This window comes from Arthrobacter sp. E44 (genome assembly GCF_041877125.1).
Taxonomy (GTDB): Bacteria; Actinomycetota; Actinomycetes; order Actinomycetales; family Micrococcaceae; genus Arthrobacter.
On record NZ_JBHDJA010000018.1, the window covers coordinates 69,775 to 94,375 of the forward strand.

Consider the following 24,601-nt stretch of genomic DNA (forward strand, 5'->3'; position numbering starts at 1 on the left):
CCGGAACGTCCGTCCCGTGGCAGGATGGGCATATCGGAGGATCCGCCGGATCCACCGAAGGAAGAAGGAGGGAAACCAATGGCAGGCCAGGAGCAGCAACAGCCCCAATCACGCGACAGCCAGGTCGACGAAGACATCCCCGAGGCGCCCCCGGCGCCGCCTGAGGCGCAGGCCTCGGCCTCAACCGAAGGCGTAGACGACCTGCTCGACGAGATCGACGGCGTCCTGGAATCCAACGCCGAGGAGTTTGTCCGGGCGTTCGTCCAAAAGGGCGGCCAGTAACCCGGACCCGGAAGGTGGCGGAAGCCGCGGAAGGCCGGGATCTGTACCAACGTTGAAGTACCACGTTCAAGGAGTGATGAGTGCAGGAATCAACCGCCAACCAGGTAGCCGCAAACGCCACCTCGTCCTTTACGGAGCACCTTCTACGGGACCGGCCCGAGCTATTGCCCTTTAGCCGGTCCCTCCAAGGTGGTGCGTCCGCGGCTGTCCCGGTGCAGGTCCCACACGCCACCACCATCGTTGCCATGAGCTACGGCGGCGGCGTCCTGATGGCGGGGGACAGGCGGGCCACCATGGGAAATGTCATCGCCAGCAGGCACATCGAGAAGGTGTTTCCTGCGGACCACTTCTCGGTCCTGGGCATCGCCGGGACGGCGGGCATCGCGATTGACCTGACCCGGCTCTTCCAGGTTGAACTCGAACACTACGAAAAAATTGAAGGAACCCAGCTCAGCCTTGAGGGCAAGGCCAACCGGCTGGGGGCCATGATCAGGGGCAACCTTCCGCTGGCCCTGCAGGGTCTGGCGGTAGTGCCCCTCTTCGCAGGTTTCGACACCACCGCCGGTGTCGGCCGGCTGTTTTCCTACGACGTCACCGGCGGCAGGTATGAGGAACACGAACACCACACCGTCGGCTCCGGTTCCGTCTTCGCCCGCGGCGCGCTGAAAAAGCTCTGGCGCCCCAACCTCACCGCAGCCGAGGCACTTTCCGTTGCCGTGGAGTCCCTGTATGACGCCGCCGACGACGACTCCGCCACGGGCGGACCCGATACGGTCCGGCAGCTGTGGCCCGTGGTCTATACGGTGGACAGGACGGGCGCCCGCCGGGTGCCGGAACCTGAACTTGCGGCTGCCTCCCGCGGCGTGATTGAAGCACGCACCATCGCCGGACGGGAGGCCTGAGATGACCCAGCAGTTCTATGTCTCGCCCGAACAGCTGATGAAGGACCGCGCGGATTTTGCGCGGAAAGGCATCGCCCGGGGCCGCTCCGTTGTGGTCATCAGCTGCGCCGACGGCATTGCACTCGTCGCCGAGAATCCCTCGCCGTCCCTCCACAAGATCGGTGAGATCTATGACAAGATCGCGTTCGCCGCGGTGGGCAAGTACAACGAATTCGAAAGCCTCAGGCAGGCCGGCGTGCGCTACGCCGACGTCCGGGGATACTCGTACGATCGCGAGGATGTAACCGCCCGTGGCTTGGCGAGCGTGTATGCGCAAAGCCTGGGCGCCGTCTTCACCGCTGAACAGAAGCCTTTCGAGGTGGAACTTGCCGTCGCGGAGGTGGGTCCCACGCAGGCCGAAGACCACCTGTACCGGCTGACGTTTGATGGGTCCATTGCCGACGAGCACAGCTTCGTCGTGATGGGCGGCCAGGCCGAGAAGGTGTCGTCGGCAATTGATGCAGGCTGGCAGGCCTCGATGGGCTTCGCTGACGCAGTGCGGCTGGCACTGAAGGGGCTGACGCCTGTCCAGGAGGGGGAGCAGCCGGGAGCGCCACTGCCGCCCAGCGCCCTCGAGGTGGCCGTGCTGGACAGGCTTTCCGACAGCACCCGCGGCACCCGGCGCGCCTTCCGCAGGCTTAATGACGCGGACATCACAGCACTGCTGGCCTAGGAGGACAACATGGACAAGAGAATCTTCGGCATCGAAACCGAGTTCGGGATCTCTTATTCGAGCCCGGACTCCAGGCCTCTTGCTCCCGAGGAGGTGGCCCGGTACCTCTTCCGCAAGGTGGTCAGCTGGGGGCGTTCGTCGAACGTGTTCCTTACCAACGGTTCCCGGCTGTACCTCGATGTGGGGTCCCATCCCGAGTACGCCACGGCAGAATGCGACGACCTTGCCCAGCTGATCGCCCATGACCGTGCCGGTGAACTGATCCTTGACGACCTGGTGGACGAGGCCCAGGCGCGTCTGGCTGCTGAAGGGTTCAACGGCACCGTGTACCTGTTCAAGAACAACACGGACTCCGCCGGCAACTCTTACGGCAGCCACGAGAACTACCTCATTCCGCGGCGCGGCGAGTTTTCCCGTCTGGCCGAGATCCTGATTCCGTTCCTCGTCACCCGCCAGCTCATCGCCGGGGCCGGCAAGATCCTGAAGACTCCCCACGGGGCCACCTACGCCTTTTCCCAGCGCGCCGACCACATCTGGGAGGGCGTCTCCTCCGCCACCACCCGGTCCCGCCCCATTATCAACACCAGGGACGAGCCGCACGCAGATGCCGAGTTCTACCGGCGACTGCACGTCATCGTCGGTGACTCCAACATGTCCGAGGCGACGGCACTGATGAAGATCGGCACCGTGGACCTGGTTCTTCGGATGATCGAGGCGGGCGTGATCATGCGCGACATGCGGATGGAAAATCCCATCCGCAGCATCCGGGAAATCTCCCACGACCTCAGCGGCCGCGCCCTGGTCCGCCTGGCCAACGGCCGCCAGCTCACAGCCCTTGAGATCCAGCAGGAATACCTGACCAAGGTCACGGCCTTCGTGAAGGAGCACGGCGCCCACAACCAGCACGTTCCGGTGATCCTGGACCTGTGGCAACGCACGCTGAACGCCATCGAATCGGGTGATACCAGGGGCATCGATACGGAAATCGACTGGGCCATCAAGAAGAAGCTAATGGACAATTACCGCGAACGGCACGGGCTTGGGTTGGAGGCTCCCCGGATCGCCCAACTCGACCTGACGTACCATGACATTTCCCGCAGCCGTGGACTCTTCTACCTGCTCCAGTCCCGTGGCGCGGTGCGCCGGATCGTTGACGATACGGTGATCAAGAGTGCCGTGGACGCACCCCCGCAAACCACCCGGGCCAAGCTCCGGGGGGACTTTGTCCGCCGGGCACAGGAACTCGGGCGCGACTACACGGTTGACTGGGTGCACCTGAAGCTGAACGACCGCGCCCACCAGACAATCCTGTGCAAGGATCCCTTCCGCAGCGTCGATGAGCGCGTGGATACGCTGCTCGACTCCATGGGTTGATCGGCTCCGGGCGGACGCCCAGCTTCAGGGTCTATTCTGGATAGGGTCCTTTTAACGGGACCTCCACGGCACTGTCCGCCGCCATGCGGATTGTCGTATCCACCCTGCCCCGACGAAAGTTATCCTACGTGCGCCGACTACTAGCAATCCTCCTCCCCGGCCTGCTGCTCCTGACCGCCTGCGGAGGTACAGCCTCCCAGCCCGAACCAAGCAGCCAGTCCGCCGGGGAGACTGCAAAGTTCGACTCCATCAAGCTGACCGACAACGGAGACAAGAAGGCCCCGGGGGTGGAGTTCGACAAGCCTCTGACCGTCACCCAGCCCACCATCAAAGTCGTTTCCGAAGGCAGCGGCGCCACCGTGAAGGCCAACCAGATCGCCAAAATCTCCGTCCTGGCCTTGAACGGCACGGATGGGTCCCAGCTGGAGGATACATTCCCCAACGAGCCTGAAAACCTGGAGCTGAACGATGAGCTCAAGACCAACAGCGCCGTCATCTATAACGCTTTCGTCGGCGCGAAGGTGGGGTCAAGCCTTGCCCTGGCCGTCCCCGGCAAGCAGAGTGCACCGTCGGCAAGTCCCAGCCCATCGGACAGCGCCAGTCCCGGCGCAAGCCCCAGCGCAGCTTCCGATCCCACTCAGCTGCTGATCATCAAGGTTCTTTCCGCCTCAGACCCCACTCCTGTCCTGGACAAGCCCCAGGGTGAAACGGTGTCGCCCCAGGCCGGGCTGCCCACGGTGACCGAAAAGGACGGCGTACCGGAAATCAATGTAGCCGGAGCACCGGCCCCCACTTCCCTTGTGTCGCAGGACCTGATCAAGGGAACCGGCGCCACGGTCAAGGAAACCGACACACTGACCGTGAACTACGTCGGCGTCAACCTCAGCGACGGCACCAAGTTCGATTCCAGTTTCGACCGCGGACAGCCGGCCACCTTCCCGCTCTCAGGCGTCATCAAGGGCTGGACCCAGGGCCTTACCGGTAAAACCGTAGGCTCCCGCGTCCTGCTGGTCATCCCCAAGGATCTGGCCTACGGTGACGCCGGCCAGGGCCAGGCGAAGGGTGACCTGGTGTTCGTAGTGGACATCCTCGGGGTCAAGTAGCAAGACTTACAGGAACGCCGCGTTCTTCGCGGCAACCATCAGCACTCACGCATAGGAGCAAGCATGTCGTTTGGACAGCGGGAATTCGACCGCCAGAAGCCCGAGATCGACTTCCCGGAAGGTGATGTTCCCACGGAACTCGTCATCACCGACCTCATCGAGGGTGACGGCCGCGAAGCCAAGGCAGGGGATACCGTCTCCACCCACTACGTCGGCGTTGCCTGGTCCACGGGCGAGGAATTCGACGCCTCATGGGGGCGCGGTGCACCGCTGGACTTCCGCGTCGGCGTCGGCCAGGTCATCCAGGGTTGGGACCAGGGCCTGCTGGGCATGAAGGTGGGCGGCCGCCGTCGCCTGGAGATCCCGTCAGAGCTGGCTTACGGCTCCCGTGGCGCCGGTGGGGCCATCGCACCCAACGAAGCCCTGATCTTCGTCGTGGACCTCGTCGGGGTCCGCTGACCCAACCCAGGGCTGCCGCCAGGGGCGCGGCTGGACGGAGGACAACCCTCCATCCAGCCGCGCTTTCTGCTTTCCCCGGGGGAGTTTAGTAACGTAACGAACGTGTCCCTAACCCGCACTGAACGACTCCTCAACCTGCTGATCGCGCTCCTCAACACCCGCTACGGGCTCCACCGCAGCGAGCTGCGCGACAAGGTTTACCACGACACCTCCGGCAATGACGTCGCATTCGGGCGCATGTTTGAGCGGGACAAGAATGACCTGCGCGCGATGGGCTTTGATGTTGAGACACTGACGGACCTGGGTTGGAGCGAGGACGATCCCGCTACCACGCGGTACCGGATCGGCAAGGAATCCAACCGGCTCCCTGATGTCGAGCTTGGGCCCGAGGAGTGGACCGTCCTCCTCCTGGCCTCCCAGCTTTGGGAGCGTGCCGCGTTGGGGACGGCAGCCCAAAGTGCACTGCGGAAGCTGCAGGCATCCGGACAGCTGGCAGAGGTGCAACTGCCTGCCGGAGTCCAGCCCCGAATCAAACCGGCAGGGCAGGCCTTCGACGACATCGTGGCAGCCATGCACGCGCGGCATCCCGTGAGCTTCACCTACCTGGCCGGCAGTACAGGCAGGGAGGAAGAACGGACTGTTGAGCCCTGGGGCCTGGGCAGCCGCTTCGGCCAGTGGTACCTGATGGGCTACGACCGGGCCCGGAAGGCCGCACGGCAGTTCCGGCTTTCCCGCCTCACCAGTGCCGTGACCGCCCTCCCGAGAGAGCAGTACGAGCCCCCCGCCGACTTCAACATCCGGGCGGAGCTGGACCGGCTGCCCGAACTGCCGCTGCGCACTGCCGTGGTGGATGTCCGGAACGGGCACCTCCTGGCCCTTCGCCGCCGGGCGGTCCCGGATGCCGGAGAGCAGGCCTCGGGCCGCCCCCGCGACGGCTACGACCGGCTCGTCCTGGAGTACCGGGACCCGGAAGTCCTGGCCGAAGAACTGGCGTCCTACGGGCCGGACGCCCTGGCAGTAGAACCCGCCGGACTCGCCGGGGCCGTACGGCGGCGGCTGCAGGGCGCGGCAGACTTCAGCGCCGAACCCGTCCCCGCATACTCCTTTACCGACACCCGTGCACGTGCTGGCCGAAAAGGAACCTCGGAGGACCAGCTCAAGCGGATGCTGCAGCTGGTGCCCTTCCTGGTCCACAACCAGGGCCTCCACATCCAGGACGTCGCCCGCCACTTCGGCGTCACCCGCGAAGAACTCGAAGCGGACCTCCGGATCCTCATTTGTTCCGGATTGCCCGAGGGCTATCCGGACGACCTGCTCGACATCCAGTGGGAGGACGACCACGTCTTCATCACCCAGGACCTCGACCTGAAAAAGCCGGTCCGGTTCACCGTCGAGGAGGCCTGCGCCCTGCTGACCGGGCTGGAGACACTCAATGGCCTGCCTGACCTGCCCGGCGGGGGCGCCCTGGAATCGGTCACCCTGAAGCTGCTGGCCGCCGCCGGGGAGGAAGGACTCCGCGCTGCCTCCATCGCCGGCCCGCAGGTAGCTCCCGCGGACGCCGAAACTCACGCCACTGTCCGCCAGGCCATCGAGTCCCGTTCGCAGCTCCATCTAACGTACTTGTCACCGCAGCGGGACGCGGTCACGGAACGCGACGTTGACCCACTGCGGCTCTATTCCCTGGACAACACGTGGTACTTCGAGGCCTGGTGCCACCTGGTGGACGGGCTGCGGAACTTCCGCCTGGACCGCGTACAGGACGTGCACCCAAACGGGGCGCCGGCTCGCAAGGCGGGACAACGGGACGGGGGTGTCCCGGCCAAGCTGTTCACCCCGAACGACGACGACACGACCGTCACAGTCCAGCTCACCCGGCAGGGGAGGGGGCTGGCGGAGGATTATTACGCGGAGCGGACAGCCGAGCTTCCGGACGGCGGCCTGGTGGCAGAGATCCGGTTTGGCAGCACGGCATGGCTGCCGATGTTCGTGGCCCAGCACGGTGGCGCGGCCCGCATCCTGGCACCCACCGAAGTGGCCGGCGCCGCGCGGGACTGGTTGGCGGCCGCCCTGGACAGCTACGCCGGATAGACTTCTCAGCATGCCTTGGTGGTCCTGGATTCTCATATGGGTGGCGCTCGTCGCCGTCGCCCTGCTTTTCTATGTCCTGCTGGGCATCCGTCTCTTCCGCCAGTTCATGGCAACCATGAAGGATCTCAGCGCCGCAGGCGCGAAACTGGGGCACCTGGGCTCCGTTGAGGTCCTGGAGGAAACCCATGATTTGTCCCGTCCCGTGGCGGGCTCGGCCGTTTTTGCCTCACCCGCTGACATGCGACATGATTACGAGGCATCCAAACTGGCGCGGCGCGAAGAACGCCGGCGCAGGCGAGTGCAGCGCAAAAAGGACCGGGGCCAGCCGCAGGCGCTCGGAGATCTCGACTTCACATAGAAGTAGGATGTAATTAGAGGAAAGGATTTCCCGTGGGAAGACTCTTTGATGGCCCCTGGCCAATCGTAATCATCATCGTTGTTGCTTTGCTTCTCTTCGCTGCCCCGAAGCTTCCGGCCATGGCCCGCAGCCTGGGCCAGTCGATGCGGATCATCAAGTCCGAGGTCAAGGAAATGAAGAACGACGGCAAAGCCGACACCAACACCGAGGCCTCCGGTCCGGTGGAAGGCACCATCGTGAACCACCCCAAGGCGAAGCCCGGTGAGCCGACAGACGGCACTGACGTTCCGCCGTCGACCCGCGCCTGACCTCCCGTGGCACTGTCGCGGGCCCGTAAAGCCAATCCCGAGGGGCGGATGTCGCTTTGGGAGCACCTCAAGGAGCTGAAGAACCGGCTGATTAAGTCGGCGATCGGCGTCGTCATCGGCGGCATTGGGGGCTGGATACTTTACGATCCGCTGCTGAAGGCCCTGGCGGAGCCGGTAAACCGGATTTCGAATGAGACCGGCGGCCTCGCAGCCATCAACTTCGGGACCATCGCGTCGCCCTTCGACTTCAAGCTGCAGATGTCGCTCCTGATCGGCGCTGTCATCTCCAGCCCCATCTGGATCTACCAGCTCTGGGCGTTCATCACTCCCGGGCTGACATCCAAGGAGCGGCGGTACACCCTGGGTTACATGGCCGCGGCCATCCCACTGTTCCTCGCCGGAATCTGGGTGGGCTGGCTCGTGGTTCCGCAAGTGGTCCACGCGCTGACCCAGTTCACCCCCGCCGGTTCCTCCAGCGTCATTGACGCCAGGACCTACATCGAATTCGTCACCCGCATGGTGCTGATGCTGGGCCTGGCCTTCCTGGTGCCCGTGGTGCTGGTGGGTGTCAACATGGCGGGCATTGTGTCCGGACGCACCATCCTCAAGGCCTGGCGCATCACGGTTTTCCTGGTCTTTGTCCTGGCTGCCATCGCCGCGCCCGGTGCTGACGCGATATCGATGTTCATGCTGGCGGGACCGCTGCTGGCACTGTTCTTCGCAGCAATCGGCATCTGCATCATGAACGACAAGCGCCGCGACCGCCGCCAGGCGCGGCAGGTGGAGGAGACCGAGGCCACCGCAGACATCGCCACCCCAAGCAGCGAACTCAAGAAGCTCTAGGCTGCCGTTAGGCTTGGGGTATGTCCTCCACCACCGGACCCTTCTCCACCGGCCCTATCGATCCTGAAGAGCTGTCTCCCGCTGAGCGCTACCGTGCCAGCGCCGAACGCAGGGCCGAGGCAGCCACCCCCCTCGGATCGTTCAGCGGGACCCTGGACTTTGAACTGGATGACTTCCAAAAGCAGGCATGCCGTTCCCTCCAGGAGGGCAGGGGAGTCCTGGTGGCCGCCCCGACCGGTGCCGGCAAGACCATCGTGGGGGAGTTTGGCATCTACCTCGCCCTGCAGCGGGGGCTGAAGGCCTTCTACACCACGCCCATCAAGGCGCTCAGCAACCAGAAGTTCAGCGAACTGAGCGAAAAGTATGGTTCGGACAACGTTGGCCTCCTGACCGGTGACACCAGCATCAATGGCGATGCCCAGGTGGTGGTCATGACCACGGAAGTCCTGCGGAACATGCTGTACGCGGATTCGGCCACGCTGGCCGATCTTGGCTACGTGGTGATGGATGAGGTGCACTACCTCGCCGACCGGTTCCGCGGGGCAGTGTGGGAAGAAGTCATCATCCACCTGCCCAGCGAGGTGCAGGTCGCCTCGCTCAGCGCCACGGTCTCCAACGCGGAGGAATTCGGCGCCTGGCTGGACACCGTCCGCGGTGACACCGACATCATCGTTTCCGAACACCGGCCGGTACCGCTGTGGCAGCATGTCATGGTGGGCCGGCAGATCATGGACCTGTTCGCCGGGGAAACCACCTTTGACGAGATCGCCCCGCCCGTTGAGGACGAGGACGAGCTACCGGCCAAGCCCGGCAAACCTGCGAACAACGCCAAGGGGCGCGGCTTCGACGTCAACCCGGACCTGCTGGCCGTGGCCCAGAACGAAACCCAGCAGAGTTTCCGCATCAGCCGCCCGGGGCCCGGGGGCCGCGGCCAACGCGGCAGGCGCGGAAACGACCGCCTGGGGCGGGGTGGAGAGCCCAGGGGAGTGCGGCCGGCCAGCCGCCCGCAGGTCATCGCGAGCCTGGACCGGATGGACCTGCTGCCTGCCATCACCTTCATCTTTTCCCGCGCCGGCTGTGAGGCAGCGGTGGCCCAGTGTGTCGGGTCCGGACTGTGGCTCACCACGGAAAGGGAGCAGCGGATCATCGCCCAGCGCGTCGATGAGGCCGGGCAGGACATCCCGCCGGAGGACCTCGACGTCCTGGGCTTTTGGACCTGGCGGGAGGGCCTGGTCCGTGGTTTTGCCGCCCACCACGCCGGGATGCTGCCCACCTTCAAGGAGGTAGTGGAGAAGCTCTTCGCCGACGGACTGGTGAAGGCTGTCTTCGCCACGGAAACCCTTGCCCTGGGCGTGAACATGCCGGCCCGTTCCGTGGTGCTGGAAAAGCTGGACAAGTTCAACGGCGAAGCCCACGTGGATATCACGGCAGGTGAATACACCCAGCTGACCGGCCGGGCGGGGCGCCGCGGGATAGACATCGAGGGCCACGCGGTGGTGCTGTGGCAGCCCGGAACGGACCCGACGGCGGTGGCAGGCCTGGCGTCCCGGCGCACCTACCCGCTCAACTCGAGCTTCCGGCCCACCTACAACATGAGCATCAACCTCCTGGCGCAGTTTGGCCGGTCCCGGGCCCGCGAAATCCTGGAGTCCTCCTTTGCCCAGTTCCAGGCCGACCGCTCCGTGGTGGGCCTGGCCAGGCAGGTACGCAGCCGCGAGGAATCCCTGGCAGGCTACGCCAAGTCCATGACCTGCCACCTGGGCGACTTCACGGAGTATGCCCGGCTGCGCAGGGAACTATCCGACGCCGAGAGTGCCACCTCCCGAACCAAGTCACGGGTCCAGAAGTCACTCAGTGGCGACTCCCTTGCCCGTCTCCTGCCGGGGGACGTGGTCAATGTTCCCGGCGGACGCGCCCCTGGGCCCGCCGTCGTACTCAGCTCCGACCACGGAAGCCGCGAACCGCGGCCTGCCGTGCTCACACTGGACAACCAGCTGCGACGGATCGGTACGGACGACCTGGAAGGTCCCATCGCCCCGGTGACCCGCATCCGGATCCCGAAGTCCTTCAATGCAAAGGTGCCCAAGTCACGGCGCGATCTTGCGTCCTCCGTCCGGAACGCGCTGCGGGAAAACCGGCCGCCCGCTCCCGGCCAGAACCGCAACCACGATTTCGGCCGTGGCGCCGCCTTTCCCAACCAGGAGAAGCGCATCGCGGCCCTGCGCCGGGCCTTGAAGGCACACCCCTGCCATGGATGCAGCGAACGGGAAGACCACGCGCGGTGGTCGGAGCGCTGGTGGAAGCTGCGGCGCGAAACGGACGGCCTGGTCCGCCAGATCCAGGGCCGCACCAACACCATCGCTAAAACCTTTGACCGGGTGTGCGACGTCCTGTCCGCCTATGGATATCTGGAGGACGCCGGCGATGGCCGCCTGAACATCAGCGCGGACGGCCAGCGGCTGCGCCGAATCTACGGCGAGAAGGACCTGCTGATCTCACAGTCGCTGCGGCTGGGCGCGTTCGATGACCTGGACGCCGCAGAAGTTGCTGCCCTGGCCAGCGTGTTGGTCTACCAGGCCAAACGCGAAGACCGGGGCCTGCGGCCGCGCATGCCCAGTGTCTCCCTGGAAACCTCTGTGGACATCGTGGTCAGGGAATGGTCCGTCCTTGAAGACGTGGAAGAGGAGAACAAGCTTCCGCTGACGGGCGAGCCTGAACTGGGCCTGGTCTGGCCTCTCTACAAGTGGGCCCGCGGCCGCCACCTGCAGGATGTCCTGAGCGGCACGGACCTTGCGGCCGGCGACTTTGTCCGCTGGGTCAAACAGGTGGTGGACCTCCTGGACCAGCTGGCAAAAATTCCCGGCCTTGATTCGCGGCTGGCACGGCTTTGCGCCGAAGCCATCAACCTCATCCGCCGCGGCGTCGTGGCGTACTCGTCCGTTCTCTAGTCCCGCTTTCACCCCTGCCGGCCGCTGCCGGCCTGCCCATACCCAGGAGTCCTTTCCGCCATGCCCAACCCTGAAGCCACGTCCCGTCCCACCCCGGTGCTGTACCGGAACGGGTCCGTCTACACCGCGGCGGACCCCTTCGCTACGGCCATGCTGGTGGACGGCGACACCGTTGCCTGGGTCGGTTCAGAGCAGGCGGCATCATCCATTGCCGACAGTTCCATGGAGGTCATCGACCTCCGCGGCGCCCTGGTGGCCCCCGGATTCATCGATTCCCACATGCACCTGACCGAAACCGGCATTGCCCTGGAATCACTGCAGCTGGGATCCGTAGCCTCTGCCCGCGCCCTGCTGGACGCAGTTGCCGCCGCCGGCGGTGACGGGCCCGTGCTCGGCCACGGTTGGGACGAGACCACCTGGGCGGACTCCACCCTGCCCACCGCCGAGGAACTGGAGCGCGCAGCGGACGGTCGTCCGGTGTACCTCTCTCGGGTGGACGTGCATTCGGCGTTGGTTTCGACGTCGCTGGCACGGTCAGCGGACCTGCGCGGCAAGGACGGGTACGACGGCGGAGCCCGGGTAACGCGGGCGGCACACGAAGCGGCACGACTGGCAACGCGCCAGCTGCCACAGGAGTCATTGAAGCGGCACCAGGAGCGTGCCCTGATGGAGGCGGCGGCCAACGGTTACGTTGCCGTGGCAGAGATGGGGGCGCCGCATATTGGCGGCGCCGATGATCTCAAGCTTGCTGCCGCTTGGAACGGTGGTGCGGACGGCGGTGCGCAGTTTCCCGAAGTATTGCCGTATTGGGGCGAGCTGGTTTCGTCCGAGGAGCAGGCCCGCGTTCTCGTTGGGCAGTTCGAAGGACGCATCCGCGGCCTTGCCGGTGACCTCAACATTGACGGTTCACTGGGTTCCCGCACTGCCGCGCTGCGGGCGGGCTACAGCGATGCGGCCCAGGAGCGCGGCGCACTGTACCTCAGCGTGGACCAGGCGGCAGCCCACCTTGCCGCGTGTTCCCTCGCCGGGATCCAGGGCGGGTTCCACGTGATCGGCGATGCCGGGCTTGACGCTGCCCTGGAAGCGCTGGACCTGGCGGCCAGGGAAGTGGGGGAGCAGCGGGTGCGTGCAGCCGGCCACCGGTTTGAGCATGTGGAGATGGCTGATGCGCCTGCCGTGGCCAAGCTGGCCCACTACTCCGTGACGGTCAGCGCCCAGCCGGCCTTCGATGCAGCCTGGGGCGGCCCAGGCGGACTTTACGAGAGGCGGGTGGGGGAGCGCAGCCGGTCCATGAATCCGTTCGCCGCCTTCTACTCCGCAGGGGTCCCCGTTTGCTTTGGCAGTGACAGTCCCGTCACCCCCCTCCGTCCGTGGGCCAGCGTGCGCGCTTGCGTGGAACATCACAACAGCGCAGAGCGAATTTCTGCACGGGCGGCGTTCCTGGGTCATACCCGCGCCGGCTGGAGGGCTGCCCGGCACGCAAACCCCATGGCTGGGCAGCTGGTTCCCGGAGCTCCTGCCAGTTTTGCCGTCTGGGAGGTGGAGGAACTGATGGTCCAGGTGGCCGACGGACGGGTGCAGTCATGGAGCACAGATCCGCGCGCCCGGACCCCCCTGCTGCCGGCCCTGGACACGGGCTCGGACCCGGTATGCCTGCAGACCGTCAAAAACGGCGCCGAACTGTTCGCCAGCCCGGCACTGCGTTCCTGACCCGGGAACCGTCCGCCCTATAATGGGGAGTTGCGCCCGGCGCCGGCAAGGCCGGTATCAGGTGCACCGACCACTTCCACCAGGAAAGGCCCTTTGTGCGCGTCCTTACGATCATTCCCACCTACAACGAACTGGAATCGCTGCCCAAGACGCTCCAGCGCCTTCGGAAGGCTGTTCCGGCGTCGGACGTGTTGGTGGTTGATGACAACAGCCCTGACGGCACCGGGCAACTTGCCGACGGCTTCGCCGCCGAGGATTCCCAGGTCCATGTCCTGCACCGCAAAGGCAAGGAAGGCCTGGGCGCGGCCTACATTGCCGGCTTCAAGTGGGGGCTGGAGGCCGGGTACGACGTCCTGGTTGAAATGGACGCAGACGGTTCCCACCAGCCCGAACAGCTTCCCCAACTGATTGAAGCGGTGGACCAGGGCGCAGACCTGGCCATGGGCTCGCGCTGGGTTCCCGGCGGCAGCGTGGTGAACTGGCCCCTGTATCGCCAGGCGATCTCGCGGGTGGGCAGCACCTATGCCCGCCTGATGCTCGGCCTGCCGATCAAGGATGTGACCGGAGGCTTCCGGGCATTCCGCAGGACGACCCTGGAGAAGCTCAACCTGGACCAGGTGGACTCGGTGGGCTATGGCTTCCAGGTGGACCTGGCCTGGCGCGTGGCGAAGCTGGGCCTGCGCATCGAGGAACGCCCCATCACCTTCGTTGAACGCGAGCTGGGTGCATCGAAAATGAGCGGCAACATCGTCGTCGAAGCCATGATCAATGTCACCAGGTGGGGTTTGGCTGCCCGATGGAACACCCTGGCAGGCAAGCTGAAGAACAAGCAGGCCTGATTCTGCTGGCGGGCTAAACCCCTGCAGGGGACGGAATACGCGAAAAAAAGGGGGCGGCCCCGCACCAAAGTGCGGGGCCGCCCCATTTTTTTGCGGCTGGCCTTAGGCCGAGCGGCGCTCTCCGCGGCGTTCGCGAAGGATGGTCAGGCGGTCCTCGAGGATCTGTTCGAGTTCAGGCAGGGAACGTCGTTCCAGCAGCATGTCCCAGTGGGTGCGCACTGCCTTGTCGTTGCTGGTGTCCGGCTTTTCGCCGTCGACCAGGAGCGCTTCCTTGCCGGTCTTGGAGACCCACACCGGAGGAATTTCCGCCTCGGAGGAGAACGTGACGAAGACCTGCTCGCCATCCGCGCAACGGTATTCAACCCGCTGGCGCGGAGCCGGCTCAACTCCGGACTCGGTCTCCATGCTCTGCGCACCAAGGCGCATGCCCCGCAGGCTGCGATCGCTCATGTTTTCTCCCTCTGGTCGGTTCGCGGATTAGATCTCCGCGCTAGCCGGTGGCGCCGTAGCACCGCCGGACTACTGTGTGCACTGTGCTGCATCATAGGATTCAACGCATTGCGAAGCTTGGTTGTTCCAGCCGGTATACTCCTGCCGGACAAATACCCAATTATACGGGTGTTAATCGGTCAGGACCAAACAGGGAGGGTTCCGCGGTTCTGCCGTGGAACCCTCCCTGTTTCCCTGTCGTGTTAGGGCTGGCTCCGGTCGGCGGGCGCTTGCTCGAAGAGCCCGGAAGCGGTGGCTTCCGCGTTGGCGCCGCCGATGGCGCTGCCGATGCCCTTCAATGCTTCCCCGACCTCGCTCGGGATGATCCAAAGTTTGTTGGCGGATCCCTCAGCCAGTTTGGGGAGCGTCTGGAGGTACTGGTAGGCCAGCAATTTCTGGTCCGGGTTACCTTTGTGGATCGCGTCGAAGACCTTCTGGATTGCCTGCGACTCGCCGTCGGCGCGGAGGATTGCGGCTTTGGCCTCGCCTTCGGCTTTGAGGATCGCAGCCTGGCGCTGGCCCTCTGCCGTCAGGATGGCGGACTGCTTGGTTCCCTCCGCGGTGAGAATGGCGGCTCGACGGTCACGTTCCGCGCGCATCTGCTTCTCCATGGAATCCTGGATGGAGTGCGGCGGGTCGATGGCCTTCAGTTCCACCCGTGAGACGCGGATGCCCCAACGGCCGGTTGCTTCGTCCAGGACGCCGCGCAACTGCCCGTTGATCTGGTCGCGGGACGTGAGGGCTTCCTCAAGGTTGAGTCCGCCCACAACATTGCGCAGCGTGGTGGTGGTGAGCTGTTCCACGGCCTGGATGTAATTGGCGATCTCATAGGTGGCAGCCCGGGGGTCCGTCACCTGGAAGTACACCACCGTATCGATGGAAACCACCAGGTTGTCTTCGGTGATGACCGGCTGCGGCGGGAAGGACACCACCTGTTCGCGCAGGTCCAGGAGCGGCAGGAGCCGGTCCACGAACGGAATCAGGATCGTCAGTCCCGGGTTCAGCGTCCGCTGGTACTTGCCAAGCCGTTCAACGACGCCGGCGCGTGCCTGCGGAATGATCCGGACGGCCCGGACCAAAACTATGATGACAAAGACGATCAGAACCACCAGCACGATGGCCAGCGCGGTTCCGCCTGCGTTATTCATACAACTCCTTGTTCCCCAATTGTCAGGTTGTATCAGGTCCGGTGGCCGCCGTAGGCGGTACCGAAACCACTGCTGTTGCGCCATCGATAGCCGCCACGACCACCTTCTGGCCCGCAGGAAGGACTCCCGCGGCGGAGCGGGCGCTCCAAATATCACCGCCGATTTTCACCAGGCCGCCGTCGGAGGTGACTGCTTCCATCACCACGGCCGGTTCGCCAATGAGCCGGTCCACGTTGGTCCGCTGTTCGGACGGGCCCTTCTTCAGGTGCGAGAGCGCCACCGGGCGGACAAAGGCAACCATGAGCAGGGACACGATGCAGAAGATGACCACCTGCAGCCAGGGATCGGCGCCGGCGAAATCGGCCACCAGTGCGGCGAGTGAACCGCCGCCGAGCATAATGAAAAACAGGTCAAGGGTGATCATCTCGATCACGGCAAACGCCAGGAAGGCTGTGAGCCAGACGGCCCACCAGTTTTCCCCAAGCCATTCGAACATCCCTGTTTCCCCCTTCGTCACGGGGGAACCGCGTCCGCGGACCCGCCAGTAACTGTCTTTTCATCCTAGTCCGCGGTCCTGCGGTGTGGGCCGGATCATGGAGGCTGCCGGGGGATAGTGGCCAAGTCGTTACGGGGCATCCCGGGTGCCGGGCCGGAAGATGAAAAGCCTGAACTTCGCCTGTGCTGCCAAAGGCTCGGGGACATCTTCGAGCCGGGCCGCAAGCCGGTCCCGGTCCAGATGATGGCCGGCAGGCCCCATGAACGCCAGGTCCGCGGCTGCCCTGCGGCTAAGCTCCAGCGCGACGTCGACGTCGAGGGTGCTTTCCGCCTCGAAATGGCCGGCCATTGCCACGGCCAGCCGTTCGTCCTTGCCTTCTTCGATTCCCAGCATCCCGGTCACCTCGGCGAGCTCCGCGAGATGTCCGCTGCGCGGTGTCACCACCACCAGCACGCCCGTGGGGCGCAGGACCCGGGCGAATTCCGCGGGGTTCCGTGGGGCAAAAACCACGGTAACCGCGTCTACCGAGTTGCTTTCCACCGGAAAGGGCTGCCAGATGTCCCACACCAGGTTGACCGTTTCAGGATTGAGCCGGGCGGCGCGCCGGAGGGCGAATTTGGAGATGTCCAGGCCGATGGCAGACGCCTGGCGCCCGGCCGCAGCCGCCGCGTCGAGGATTTCGCGCAGATAGTGCCCGGTCCCCGTTCCGGAGTCCAGCACGACGGCACCTGCCGCCGGCAGGTTGGGCACGACGGCGGCGGCAAGCGCCTGCGCCATCGGCCGGTAGTGGCCGTCCCCCAGGAAGTTGAAACGTGACGCCACCATGGCCGCACTGTCCGGCTCGAAGGGTGAGCCCTTGCCCACCAGGAGGTTGAAGTAGCCCTGGCGGGCGGCGTCGAAGCTGTGGCCGTTGGGACAGGCCAGGCGCGGATGGCGGCCACCCTTCGCTTCCTGGTGCTCGAGCGGAGCTGAGCAGACAGGACAGAGGAGAAGGACATCCGCGGAAGGCATGGGACCAATCTTAGGGCTGCCGGGCCCGCAGTCCGTGCCCGCCGCCTTGCGTACCTGGCAGCTGGAATCAGCCGGCGGAAATGCCGGCCGGACCGGCGTCGAACCCCAAACCATCCTGTGCCCTGCCGATGCCGGCCTCCGCCCAGTGCGCCGCGTACTCGGCGTTGCTGCTCAGGGACCGTAGCTGGGCCCGGTCTATGTACAGGATGCCGTTAAGGTGGTCCGTTTCATGCTGAACGATGCGCGCCTGCCAACCGAAAAACTCCCGGTGCTCCGGCACGCCGTCGGGCCTCAGATACTCCAGGAGCACAGCCTCCGGGCGGGCCACTACGGCCTGGAGCCCGTTCAGGGAAAGACACCCCTCATAGAACGACGCGAGTCCTTCCCCCCGGGGCGTGTACCGGGGATTGAGGATGGCCAGGAACTCCAATGGGCTCCGATTCCTCAGGGCTGCAGCTTCCGGATCAACGTTGAACTGGTCCTCCAGGACGGCAAGCCGCAGGGGAATGCCCAGCTGCGGGGCGGCAAGGCCCACACCCGGGGCCTCGTGCATGACCTGGCGCATGATCCCGATCAAGCGGTGCAACTGGTCCGCTGGCAATTGCCCGTCGAACTCGGCGGCGCGTTGGCGCAGTGCCGGGTGGCCCGCCTGGACGATGGGCGGAAGGGAGGGGGCGGACAGGATCCGCTCCACTGTCTCACGGATCTCGTCGGCACCGGCAGTTGTTTGGGGAACAGTCTGGGTCATGGGGACAGCCTACTGGCCGGACCACGGGGACCTGTCGGTTAGGGTCTACTGCATGGCTGACAATTCCCTCCCGGCGGCATCCCCGCTGGAGCACGTACTGGAATTCATTCGGGTCCTTGAGGCCGGCGGCGGCGCGGCGGAGATCAGGCCGTTCCTGTCGGAATCGTTCGTCCTGACCGAGGCACCGCATCTGCTGGCCCCTGAAGGCTCCACCCGGGCACTGGCTGGAGTCCTTGCCGGCGCGGACCAAAGCCGCCAGGTGGTGAAGGACCAGAAGTTCATTGTGCGGAGGACCACCTGTGAAGGCGGCCGGGTGGCGGTGGAGGCCGACTGGTCGGCCACGGTACTGATGGACCTGCGGTACTGGGACCGCGGCGAGACCATCCGCGCCCGGACGGCCTCCGTCTTTGAGGTGAGCGGTGGCGTGATTGTGAGCCAGGACAGCTACGACTGCTATTTCCGGTAACCCCCGCCTGCTTGTGCCCGCCGGGAGCCTAGTGCATTGTGAAGCGCCTGGCGGCCCACCGGTTCACTGCCGGAATTGCCGCGGCCGCGCCAATGGCGGCGGTGCGGATTCCCAGGAGCTGTGACGGCAGCGGCCTGCCGAGCATCATGTTGACTTCCGCCTGTCGGCGGGCCAGGACCGCTGCCTTCTGCCGTCGCTTTTCGAACTCCCTGAGCTGGCTGCCAGTCGGCCTGCCTGCCAAGGCCGCGCAGACCACCGGCAGCAGCTCCCTGGCGTCCAGCCAGCCCAGGTTCATGCCCTGGCCTCCAATAGGGCTGATCTCGTGCGCCGCATCTCCCAGCAGCACCGCCCGTCCCGTGACGGTGCGGCGGGCAATGGTGGACCGAACGCTGAAGGCGCTCAGCATGGAATTCGAGGACGTATCAGGAAGGAAACCGGTCCGCCGTCGCACCAACTGGGCCAGGTCGTGCGGGCCTGCAGCCGGTCCGGCGGGCTGTCCCAGCCGGACCACCCAGCGGCGCACGCCGCCGGGCAACGGGAAGGATTCAACGATTCCCTCCGGTTCGAGGAACAGGACGGCTTTGTTCCCGTAGTGCGTGCCGTCGTCGAAATCCCCCATGAGGTAGTGGTCCGGGTACGTTCTACCGGCCACCGGCACCTGCAACGCGCTGCGCAGCCGGGACCGGGCACCGTCAGCCACCACGAGTAACGCTGCCGTGGCGCTGCGGCGCGTGGCACCTGCGCCGGACTCGACCTCAACGGTGACCCTGCCGCCGTCGTCCCTGACCCTGGTGACGTTGGCGCCCCTGATGATCGCGCCGGAGTCCAGCTCAGTGACGCGCTCTTCGAGAAGTTGCTCCGTGCGGAACTGCGGGAGCGCCAGCACAAAAGGGAAATCCTTGGATACGGCGCCGAACTCCATGGTCCCCACGGTCTTCCCGCCGCTGACCGCCAGGCCGGTCCTGATGGGGACTCCCTCCTGCACCATGGGGGCAGCCACCCCAACCCCGGCAAGTGCCTCCAGTGCCGGGGGGTGGATGCCGATGGCGCGGGTATGCCGGTTCCGGGTCTGCCTCTGTTCAAAAACCTTGACCGAGACACCTTCCTGCAGCAACGCAGCAGCCATGTACATGCCCACGGGACCTCCGCCTGCGATCAGAACCTCGGCATCCATGGTCAGCCCTTGCGGTAGGTCAGGACCTGGTGAAAGGCAAATGAGTGCTCCACTGACCAGCCCGGGGGAGCGGCGGCAGCCAACTCGGCGGGCCGGTAGCTCCGGCGGATGGAGGTAAGGCCGTCCTGGCGGATGAAGGAGCGGCGGAAGGGGAGTGCGGCAACGCTGAAGAGGGCAAAGGCGGTGGGGCTTCGAACGAGGTCGTTGTGCAGCGCTTTCCCTGACGCCAGGATTTCGGAGTCGGCCAACAGATGCCGCAGCTCTTCGGCTCCGAGGTGGTGCAGCATGTGGTTCGATATCACGACATCGAATGCCGCACCTTCCCTGACGAGGTCTGCACTGTGGGCCTGGCGGAACTCAACGCCCGGTATGGGCGGCCGGCGCCGGGCAAAGCTGGCCGCGCGGGGATCGGGATCGATGCCGGTGATCTGCATAGGTATGCCGTCCCGGGCTGCCCAGCGGGCCAGCATCACCGCAAGGTCGCCGCCGCCGCATCCGACATCGAGGACAGTCAGCGGCGCCTGGCCCTGCCGTTCCAAGCTGCGCAATTCCGTGGTGTAGAGCCGGCGCCAGCCCGACAGGGCCCTGTTAATGATGCCGAACTGCCGGTAGGTGTTATCGAGGAGCCGGGGGTCGCAGTCGGGGTGGTCCATTTGCTCGACATCGCCGATGGCGCGCCGGGTAAGCAGGATGTCCATTGTTGTGGAAGCCCGCTCAGGCAAGCGTGACCTCCGTTGCCCGGTTGTCCTGGAGCAGGGCTTGTTCCCCGGCAGCGTCCATCCGGGCAGGGTTTGCCAACCCGCCGGTCAGCTGCCGCAGCTTTGTGAACAGGCCCGTTTCCACGGTCAGGCCCGGGCCAAAGGCCATGGAACAGATCCGTTCTTCCCCTTCCTGGAGGGGCTGTTCCAGGATGTGTTTGAGGACGAACAGCACGGTGGCGCTGCTCATGTTTCCGAAATTTCGCAGGGTCTCCCGGGCGGGCACCAGTTGCGTGTGGCTGAGGCCGAGCCGGGACTGCACCTTATCCAGGATGCTGCGTCCGCCGGGGTGGATGGCCCAGTGGGGGATGGCGGTGTAGGGGAGTGCCGCCAGCTCCGGTTCCCTGGCCAGAAGCGGTTGCAGCGCATCCACGATGTGGTCGTCAATGATGTGCGGCACGTAGTTGCCAAGCACCATCTCGAAGCCGTTGTCGCCGATGTTCCAGGCCATGGAGTCCTCGCCGACCGGCGTCAGGACAGTCTCGAAGTGGTCCAGCTTCAGCAGTGCGGTGTCCTCGGCGCCTGGCCGGGCCGTGACGACGGCGGCTGCCGCACCATCAGCGAACAGGGCGGAGCCCATGATGGTGTCCGGGTTGTTGGAGGTGCGCACGTGCAGGGAGCACAATTCAGCGCAGACAACCAGGACGACAGCATGGGGATCCGCCTCACAGAACAGCTTTGCGGCGCGGAGCGCGGGGAAAGCCGCGTAACAGCCCATGAAACCCAGGTGGTAGCGCTGGACAGCAGGGCTGAGGCCAAGTTCGCGGACAACCTTATAGTCGGGTCCGGGGTTGAAGAAGCCGGTGCAGGAAACGGTTACAAGGTGAGTTATGTCAAGTAAATCGATCTCAGGGGCGGCTTCCAGGGCAGCGCGGGAAGCCTCCACGAACAGTTTTGTGGCTTCGCGGGCAAAAATGTCGTTGCGGACCTTGGTGCTGGGGTTCAGCAGCAAGCCGGTTTCCTGGTCATAGAACTGGGGGTTTTCGGAGCGGCCCGTGGTGGTCAGTTCCTCGACGGCGGTGAACCTCGTCTCGATGGCTGCACCGTCAAAGCAGGTGTTGACCAACCGCGAACCCAAACGGGACAAGCCTGGCTGGGCCGCAAACACATCGCGGGCTTCGGACTGGATCAGCTTTGTCGTCGGAACTGCAGTTTCAAGTGAACGCACGTAGACCGTCATTGATTCATTCTTGACGGGTGCCCTGATAAAGACAATGGCTCTGCGTCCTGACCAGCGCTTTCATGCTCTTTCAGGCCGGTTTTGTGGCCAGGGATGCATGCTGGGCAACCCCGCCCGGAGTCCTTACCGAAACGCCGATAATCTACATTATGTCAAGTAGTACTCTGCGTATTGCATCAGATGAATCAATCGCCCCGATCCCCCGGATCCGCACCAAGTCCTTTCACTTCCCTAAGATTCCGCGGAATTTGCGGTCTGAACAGCGTTAACGCGCCGCTGGCCAGGCGCTGCCCGACGGGCGCAATATCGATCCTTGAAGCGGTTGCGACAAGCGTCTGACCTGCGGTTTTGTGCTGATGATGCATTTAATGAATCATTGATTCAAGATTTGAGCACAAACTTCGAGGGAACTGTGGGGCGAGAATGGCGGTGGACGCGTTCGGGCGTGTGCTGCAGCTGAGTGCTGTTCAGCTGCTGCATCCCGAGGAACAGACTCTTGAGGACATGCTGACCGGGTGGCGCAACCAGCAGCTTTCCAGGAACCTCCAGTTCGACACGATCGACAAGGGCATCGCGAGTGTCCGCCGGTTCGTGAACCATGTGAACGAGTTTCCGTGGAACTGGGCACCGGAACACGTCGAGGAGTATTTCGGTGACCTCCGCTCAATCCACCAGCTGAAGCACTCCACGGTCCGCGGCTACCAGTCCACGCTCCGCCGGTTCACGTCCTACGTGTCAAACCCCGACTACGGCTGGGACCAGGTCTGCGAACAGCGCTTCGGCACGCACCCGTCCCAGGTCTTCTTTGACTGGAACACCGCCTCCCACACACAGGAGTACGAAGGACGTCCCTCCAAGCGGCCCTTCACCAAGACGGAACTCCAGATGCTGTTCGATCACGCCGACGACCAGGTCGAACTCATCGCCGCCTCAGGCAAGAAAGGCTGGCAGGCCGCCTACCGGGACGCCGTCATGCTGAAAATCGCCTACTCGTACGGGCTCAGATTCAACGAGCTCCGGCACCTGCAATCCATCGACTTTGCGGCCAACCCGAAGGCGCGAAGGTTCGGCAAGGCAGGCGTCTGCAAGGTCCGGTTCGGCAAATCCCGCAAGGGCTCCCCGCACAAACCCCGCAGCGTCCTGACGGTCTTCGACTGGACCGCCGGCGTTCTCGAGGACTGGCTCGCCAACGGACGGGGCATGCTCGACACCCTGGACCTGTTCCCCAGCGAACGCGGCGGCCTGATCTGCGAATCCACCCTGCTGCGCCGGCTCCGGCGCTACCTCAACGAGCTGGGCCTGCCAATGGATGGCCTGGACCTGCATTCGCTCCGGCGCTCCTATGCAACGCACCTGTTGGAGGACGGATGGGATCCTAGATTCGTGCAACATCAGATGGGCCACGAACACGCCTCCACCACCGGGATTTACCAGTTCGTCAGCGACGACTTCCGCAACACGACCCTTCGGGCGGCGCTGGACCGCACCATGGATGAAGTCCTGGGCGTGCAGATGCGAGGTGAATGGTGAGACGCGACGTCGAATACAAGTGGCGGCTCTCGGAGCTCATGGCAGCACGGGGCCTGCACAACACCACCGACCTCATCCCCCTTCTGGCCGAGCGCGGCATCACCTTGTCCCGCCCACAGGTCTACCGTCTCGTCAACCAGAAACCCGAACGCGTCGCACTGCAGGTCATCGCCGCGATCTGCGACATCTTCTCCTGCGGACCCGAGGACCTCATCACCGTCACAGCCGCCGACGTCCGCGCCCGCAAAACCGGAACCAGCGCCCCCAACGTCGTCGACCTGAACCGCACCGTCAGACCACGGCGCGCACGCATCATCGACAATGATCACTGACAAACCCGCAGGCCTCAGCCCCCGCAGCACCAGCCGCGGCCGGCCCCGCACCACGGGGACTGCTACCTGCGCACGCTGCGGCCGGGCCGCCGGTAAAACCCGCGCCACCTGGCCCGAAGGCCGAATCTGCGGCCCATGCTTCACCACCGCCACCCGCACCCACGGGACCTGCCCGGAGTGCGGCCAGCACAGACTTCTACCCGGGCCACCGGACATCAGCGGAGGGCCACGCTGCGCGCCCTGCGCCGGCATCCTCCACGACTTCCACTGCACCCGTTGCAATACGGAGGGCGAGTTCTACCGGCGCGGCATATGCGCCCGCTGCGCCCTCCGGGAGGACCTCAACGAACTACTGCTCATGCACCCCGCCGACCCGGACACCGCCGGCAAAATCGTCCATGCGCTTTGCAAAGCGGACCGGCCCGAAAGCATCATCACGTGGAAACGCTCCCCCAAAGTCCAAGCACTCCTGGCCTCTCTGTCATGCGGGGAAACTCCCTTGACGCACGAAGGACTCGATGCCGCGGCCAAGTCAGCGAACCGCGAAGCCAATCACCTGCGCGCCCTGTTCATTCATCATGGACTCCTCCCCTACCAAGACCCGTATCTGGCCCGGTTCGAAACCTGGATTGACGACAAGCTCCGCCACTTGCCCGAGGAGGTCGCCAAACCCGTCGCACAGTTTGCCACCTGGCATCACCTCCGGCGCATCCGGTCCATCACAACACCGGAGAAGAGCGCCCAAGCCCCGGTCCACTCGGCCAAGCAAGAGATCACCGAAACCGTCCAGTTTCTGGACTGGCTCTGGGAAACCCACCAGCGGACAGCGGCGAACTGCACCCAACAAGACATCGAAACCTGGCTCGCAACCGGTTCCACGACCAGAAAAGCCATCCGCACCTTCATCGTCTTCATCAAGAACACCGGCACAAACCACAGGGTGGACATGGGCCACTACACAGCCAAAACCCGCCCCGCGATCACCCAGGACCAGCGCGTGGCCTGGCTCCGGGAACTGCTTACCGGCACCAGCGAGTCCCTGCCCTACCGAGTCGCCGGCATCCTGCTGCTTCTCTACGCCCAGCCGCTCGTTCGGGTCGCCAAACTCCGGACCGACGCTATCGAAACCAATGAAAGCACCGGCAACATGCGGATCACCTTCGGCCCGCACCCAGTGCCCATTTCCGAACCCTTCGCCGACTTGCTTCGAGAGCACCTTAAAGGGGACTGTGGAATTAACGGTGTATCCGGCTCGACACGCCAGGCGGTCTGCTTGGCAGGAATGAGCTGGATATGCCGGTGACACTGGATGCCGTGAAGACTGCGGACACCACTGGGAAACC

At 65.0% G+C, this 24,601-nt stretch carries 25 protein-coding genes; 17 read left to right on the forward strand and 8 right to left on the reverse strand.

Going from position 1 to position 24,601, the window contains the following annotated elements; all coding sequences use genetic code 11:
- Positions 1-78 precede the first annotated feature (78 nt).
- From ACETK3_RS15895 to ACETK3_RS15955, 13 genes are all read left to right on the forward strand, one after another.
- Positions 79-282 carry a ubiquitin-like protein Pup gene (locus ACETK3_RS15895; RefSeq protein WP_015937113.1) on the forward strand — a complete coding sequence of 68 codons (204 nt, stop codon included), beginning with the start codon at positions 79-81 and terminating at the stop codon, positions 280-282.
- Between the two features lie 80 nt (positions 283-362).
- The gene (gene prcB, locus ACETK3_RS15900) at positions 363-1,184 is read left to right on the forward strand and encodes a proteasome subunit beta (RefSeq protein WP_236798383.1); all 822 of its coding nucleotides are present in this window, start codon (positions 363-365) and stop codon (positions 1,182-1,184) included.
- 1 nt (position 1,185) lies between these two features.
- Positions 1,186-1,896: a proteasome subunit alpha gene (gene prcA / locus ACETK3_RS15905; RefSeq protein WP_236798384.1), complete on the forward strand. Its 711-nt coding sequence runs from the start codon at positions 1,186-1,188 to the stop codon at positions 1,894-1,896.
- 9 nt (positions 1,897-1,905) lie between these two features.
- Positions 1,906-3,270 carry a Pup--protein ligase gene (gene pafA / locus ACETK3_RS15910; RefSeq protein ID WP_373993174.1) on the forward strand — a complete coding sequence of 455 codons (1,365 nt, stop codon included), beginning with the start codon at positions 1,906-1,908 and terminating at the stop codon, positions 3,268-3,270.
- 128 nt (positions 3,271-3,398) lie between these two features.
- Entirely contained in the window at positions 3,399-4,373 is a 975-nt protein-coding gene (locus tag ACETK3_RS15915) for an FKBP-type peptidyl-prolyl cis-trans isomerase (RefSeq protein WP_306970908.1), read from the forward strand.
- Positions 4,374-4,436: 63 nt separating this feature from the next.
- On the forward strand, positions 4,437-4,832 hold the full coding sequence (locus ACETK3_RS15920) for an FKBP-type peptidyl-prolyl cis-trans isomerase (RefSeq protein ID WP_066275847.1): 396 nt from the start codon (positions 4,437-4,439) through the stop codon (positions 4,830-4,832).
- Between the two features lie 102 nt (positions 4,833-4,934).
- Positions 4,935-6,920 (forward strand): YafY family protein, encoded by a 1,986-nt coding sequence (locus tag ACETK3_RS15925; RefSeq protein WP_306970910.1) that lies wholly within the window; start codon positions 4,935-4,937, stop codon positions 6,918-6,920.
- Between the two features lie 10 nt (positions 6,921-6,930).
- Positions 6,931-7,278: a hypothetical protein gene (locus ACETK3_RS15930; protein ID WP_306970912.1), complete on the forward strand. Its 348-nt coding sequence runs from the start codon at positions 6,931-6,933 to the stop codon at positions 7,276-7,278.
- Positions 7,279-7,310: 32 nt separating this feature from the next.
- Positions 7,311-7,586 carry a Sec-independent protein translocase subunit TatA gene (gene tatA, locus ACETK3_RS15935; protein ID WP_286404222.1) on the forward strand — a complete coding sequence of 92 codons (276 nt, stop codon included), beginning with the start codon at positions 7,311-7,313 and terminating at the stop codon, positions 7,584-7,586.
- 48 nt (positions 7,587-7,634) lie between these two features.
- A complete protein-coding gene (tatC, locus tag ACETK3_RS15940; RefSeq protein ID WP_142133818.1) occupies positions 7,635-8,429 on the forward strand; it encodes a twin-arginine translocase subunit TatC in 795 nt (264 codons plus the stop codon).
- A 20-nt stretch (positions 8,430-8,449) separates the two neighbouring features.
- The gene (locus tag ACETK3_RS15945) at positions 8,450-11,377 is read left to right on the forward strand and encodes a DEAD/DEAH box helicase (protein WP_373993175.1); all 2,928 of its coding nucleotides are present in this window, start codon (positions 8,450-8,452) and stop codon (positions 11,375-11,377) included.
- Positions 11,378-11,437: 60 nt separating this feature from the next.
- Positions 11,438-13,087 carry an amidohydrolase gene (locus ACETK3_RS15950; RefSeq protein WP_236819491.1) on the forward strand — a complete coding sequence of 550 codons (1,650 nt, stop codon included), beginning with the start codon at positions 11,438-11,440 and terminating at the stop codon, positions 13,085-13,087.
- A gap of 95 nt (positions 13,088-13,182) precedes the next feature.
- Positions 13,183-13,926 carry a polyprenol monophosphomannose synthase gene (locus ACETK3_RS15955; RefSeq protein ID WP_236798392.1) on the forward strand — a complete coding sequence of 248 codons (744 nt, stop codon included), beginning with the start codon at positions 13,183-13,185 and terminating at the stop codon, positions 13,924-13,926.
- 102 nt (positions 13,927-14,028) lie between these two features.
- Here ACETK3_RS15955 and ACETK3_RS15960 read toward each other — a convergent pair whose 3' ends face one another.
- From ACETK3_RS15960 to ACETK3_RS15980, 5 genes are all read right to left on the reverse strand, one after another.
- Positions 14,029-14,376: an RNA polymerase-binding protein RbpA gene (locus tag ACETK3_RS15960; protein ID WP_026266052.1), complete on the reverse strand. Its 348-nt coding sequence runs from the start codon at positions 14,374-14,376 to the stop codon at positions 14,029-14,031.
- Between the two features lie 242 nt (positions 14,377-14,618).
- Positions 14,619-15,563 carry an SPFH domain-containing protein gene (locus ACETK3_RS15965; protein WP_236819493.1) on the reverse strand — a complete coding sequence of 315 codons (945 nt, stop codon included), beginning with the start codon at positions 15,561-15,563 and terminating at the stop codon, positions 14,619-14,621.
- 22 nt (positions 15,564-15,585) lie between these two features.
- On the reverse strand, positions 15,586-16,059 hold the full coding sequence (locus tag ACETK3_RS15970) for an NfeD family protein (RefSeq protein ID WP_236798394.1): 474 nt from the start codon (positions 16,057-16,059) through the stop codon (positions 15,586-15,588).
- Between the two features lie 129 nt (positions 16,060-16,188).
- A complete protein-coding gene (locus ACETK3_RS15975; RefSeq protein ID WP_306970923.1) occupies positions 16,189-17,070 on the reverse strand; it encodes a putative RNA methyltransferase in 882 nt (293 codons plus the stop codon).
- Between the two features lie 67 nt (positions 17,071-17,137).
- Positions 17,138-17,818, reverse strand: a complete 681-nt coding sequence (locus ACETK3_RS15980) for a peptide deformylase (protein WP_306970926.1) — start codon at positions 17,816-17,818, stop codon at positions 17,138-17,140.
- A gap of 52 nt (positions 17,819-17,870) precedes the next feature.
- On the opposite strand from ACETK3_RS15980, the gene ACETK3_RS15985 reads away from it, so the two are divergent.
- A complete protein-coding gene (locus ACETK3_RS15985; protein WP_306970928.1) occupies positions 17,871-18,284 on the forward strand; it encodes a nuclear transport factor 2 family protein in 414 nt (137 codons plus the stop codon).
- A 28-nt stretch (positions 18,285-18,312) separates the two neighbouring features.
- Here ACETK3_RS15985 and ACETK3_RS15990 read toward each other — a convergent pair whose 3' ends face one another.
- From ACETK3_RS15990 to ACETK3_RS16000, 3 genes are read right to left on the reverse strand one after another with little or no spacing between them, the layout of a single operon-like run.
- Complete coding sequence (locus ACETK3_RS15990) at positions 18,313-19,458, reverse strand: NAD(P)/FAD-dependent oxidoreductase (protein ID WP_306970930.1); 1,146 nt, start codon at positions 19,456-19,458, stop codon at positions 18,313-18,315.
- Positions 19,459-19,460: 2 nt separating this feature from the next.
- Positions 19,461-20,156, reverse strand: a complete 696-nt coding sequence (locus ACETK3_RS15995; protein ID WP_306970936.1) for a class I SAM-dependent methyltransferase — start codon at positions 20,154-20,156, stop codon at positions 19,461-19,463.
- 16 nt (positions 20,157-20,172) lie between these two features.
- The gene (locus ACETK3_RS16000) at positions 20,173-21,396 is read right to left on the reverse strand and encodes a type III polyketide synthase (RefSeq protein WP_237428193.1); all 1,224 of its coding nucleotides are present in this window, start codon (positions 21,394-21,396) and stop codon (positions 20,173-20,175) included.
- A 423-nt stretch (positions 21,397-21,819) separates the two neighbouring features.
- Here ACETK3_RS16000 and ACETK3_RS16005 point away from each other — a divergent pair, with 423 nt between their 5' ends.
- The 3 genes from ACETK3_RS16005 to ACETK3_RS16015 all read left to right on the forward strand — a co-directional run bounded on the left by ACETK3_RS16005 (position 21,820) and on the right by ACETK3_RS16015 (position 24,561).
- Complete coding sequence (locus ACETK3_RS16005) at positions 21,820-22,926, forward strand: site-specific integrase (protein ID WP_141160405.1); 1,107 nt, start codon at positions 21,820-21,822, stop codon at positions 22,924-22,926.
- Positions 22,920-23,258: a helix-turn-helix transcriptional regulator gene (locus ACETK3_RS16010; RefSeq protein WP_217509636.1), complete on the forward strand. Its 339-nt coding sequence runs from the start codon at positions 22,920-22,922 to the stop codon at positions 23,256-23,258. Before ACETK3_RS16005 ends, ACETK3_RS16010 begins: the two co-directional genes overlap by 7 nt.
- Before the next feature lie 499 nt (positions 23,259-23,757).
- Positions 23,758-24,561, forward strand: coding sequence for a hypothetical protein (locus ACETK3_RS16015; RefSeq protein ID WP_373993176.1), 804 nt, complete (start codon positions 23,758-23,760; stop codon positions 24,559-24,561).
- Positions 24,562-24,601: the final 40 nt, after the last annotated feature.

Bases quoted from the DNA above. Each gene is read 5' to 3' on its own strand.
- ACETK3_RS16000 (WP_237428193.1), bottom strand. From the start codon at position 21,396: ATGACGGTCTACGTGCGTTCACTTGAAACTGCAGTTCCGACGACAAAG.
- ACETK3_RS15950 (WP_236819491.1), top strand. From the start codon at position 11,438: ATGCCCAACCCTGAAGCCACGTCCCGTCCCACCCCGGTGCTGTACCGG.
- ACETK3_RS15895 (WP_015937113.1), top strand. From the start codon at position 79: ATGGCAGGCCAGGAGCAGCAACAGCCCCAATCACGCGACAGCCAGGTC.
- ACETK3_RS16005 (WP_141160405.1), top strand. From the start codon at position 21,820: ATGGCGGTGGACGCGTTCGGGCGTGTGCTGCAGCTGAGTGCTGTTCAG.
- ACETK3_RS15995 (WP_306970936.1), bottom strand. From the start codon at position 20,156: ATGGACATCCTGCTTACCCGGCGCGCCATCGGCGATGTCGAGCAAATG.
- ACETK3_RS16010 (WP_217509636.1), top strand. From the start codon at position 22,920: ATGGTGAGACGCGACGTCGAATACAAGTGGCGGCTCTCGGAGCTCATG.
- tatC (WP_142133818.1), top strand. From the start codon at position 7,635: ATGTCGCTTTGGGAGCACCTCAAGGAGCTGAAGAACCGGCTGATTAAG.
- ACETK3_RS15975 (WP_306970923.1), bottom strand. From the start codon at position 17,070: ATGCCTTCCGCGGATGTCCTTCTCCTCTGTCCTGTCTGCTCAGCTCCG.
- ACETK3_RS15980 (WP_306970926.1), bottom strand. From the start codon at position 17,818: ATGACCCAGACTGTTCCCCAAACAACTGCCGGTGCCGACGAGATCCGT.
- ACETK3_RS15985 (WP_306970928.1), top strand. From the start codon at position 17,871: ATGGCTGACAATTCCCTCCCGGCGGCATCCCCGCTGGAGCACGTACTG.
- ACETK3_RS15920 (WP_066275847.1), top strand. From the start codon at position 4,437: ATGTCGTTTGGACAGCGGGAATTCGACCGCCAGAAGCCCGAGATCGAC.
- ACETK3_RS15990 (WP_306970930.1), bottom strand. From the start codon at position 19,458: ATGGATGCCGAGGTTCTGATCGCAGGCGGAGGTCCCGTGGGCATGTAC.
- pafA (WP_373993174.1), top strand. From the start codon at position 1,906: ATGGACAAGAGAATCTTCGGCATCGAAACCGAGTTCGGGATCTCTTAT.
- ACETK3_RS15965 (WP_236819493.1), bottom strand. From the start codon at position 15,563: ATGAATAACGCAGGCGGAACCGCGCTGGCCATCGTGCTGGTGGTTCTG.
- prcA (WP_236798384.1), top strand. From the start codon at position 1,186: ATGACCCAGCAGTTCTATGTCTCGCCCGAACAGCTGATGAAGGACCGC.
- ACETK3_RS15945 (WP_373993175.1), top strand. From the start codon at position 8,450: ATGTCCTCCACCACCGGACCCTTCTCCACCGGCCCTATCGATCCTGAA.
- ACETK3_RS15960 (WP_026266052.1), bottom strand. From the start codon at position 14,376: ATGAGCGATCGCAGCCTGCGGGGCATGCGCCTTGGTGCGCAGAGCATG.
- ACETK3_RS15970 (WP_236798394.1), bottom strand. From the start codon at position 16,059: ATGTTCGAATGGCTTGGGGAAAACTGGTGGGCCGTCTGGCTCACAGCC.
- ACETK3_RS15930 (WP_306970912.1), top strand. From the start codon at position 6,931: ATGCCTTGGTGGTCCTGGATTCTCATATGGGTGGCGCTCGTCGCCGTC.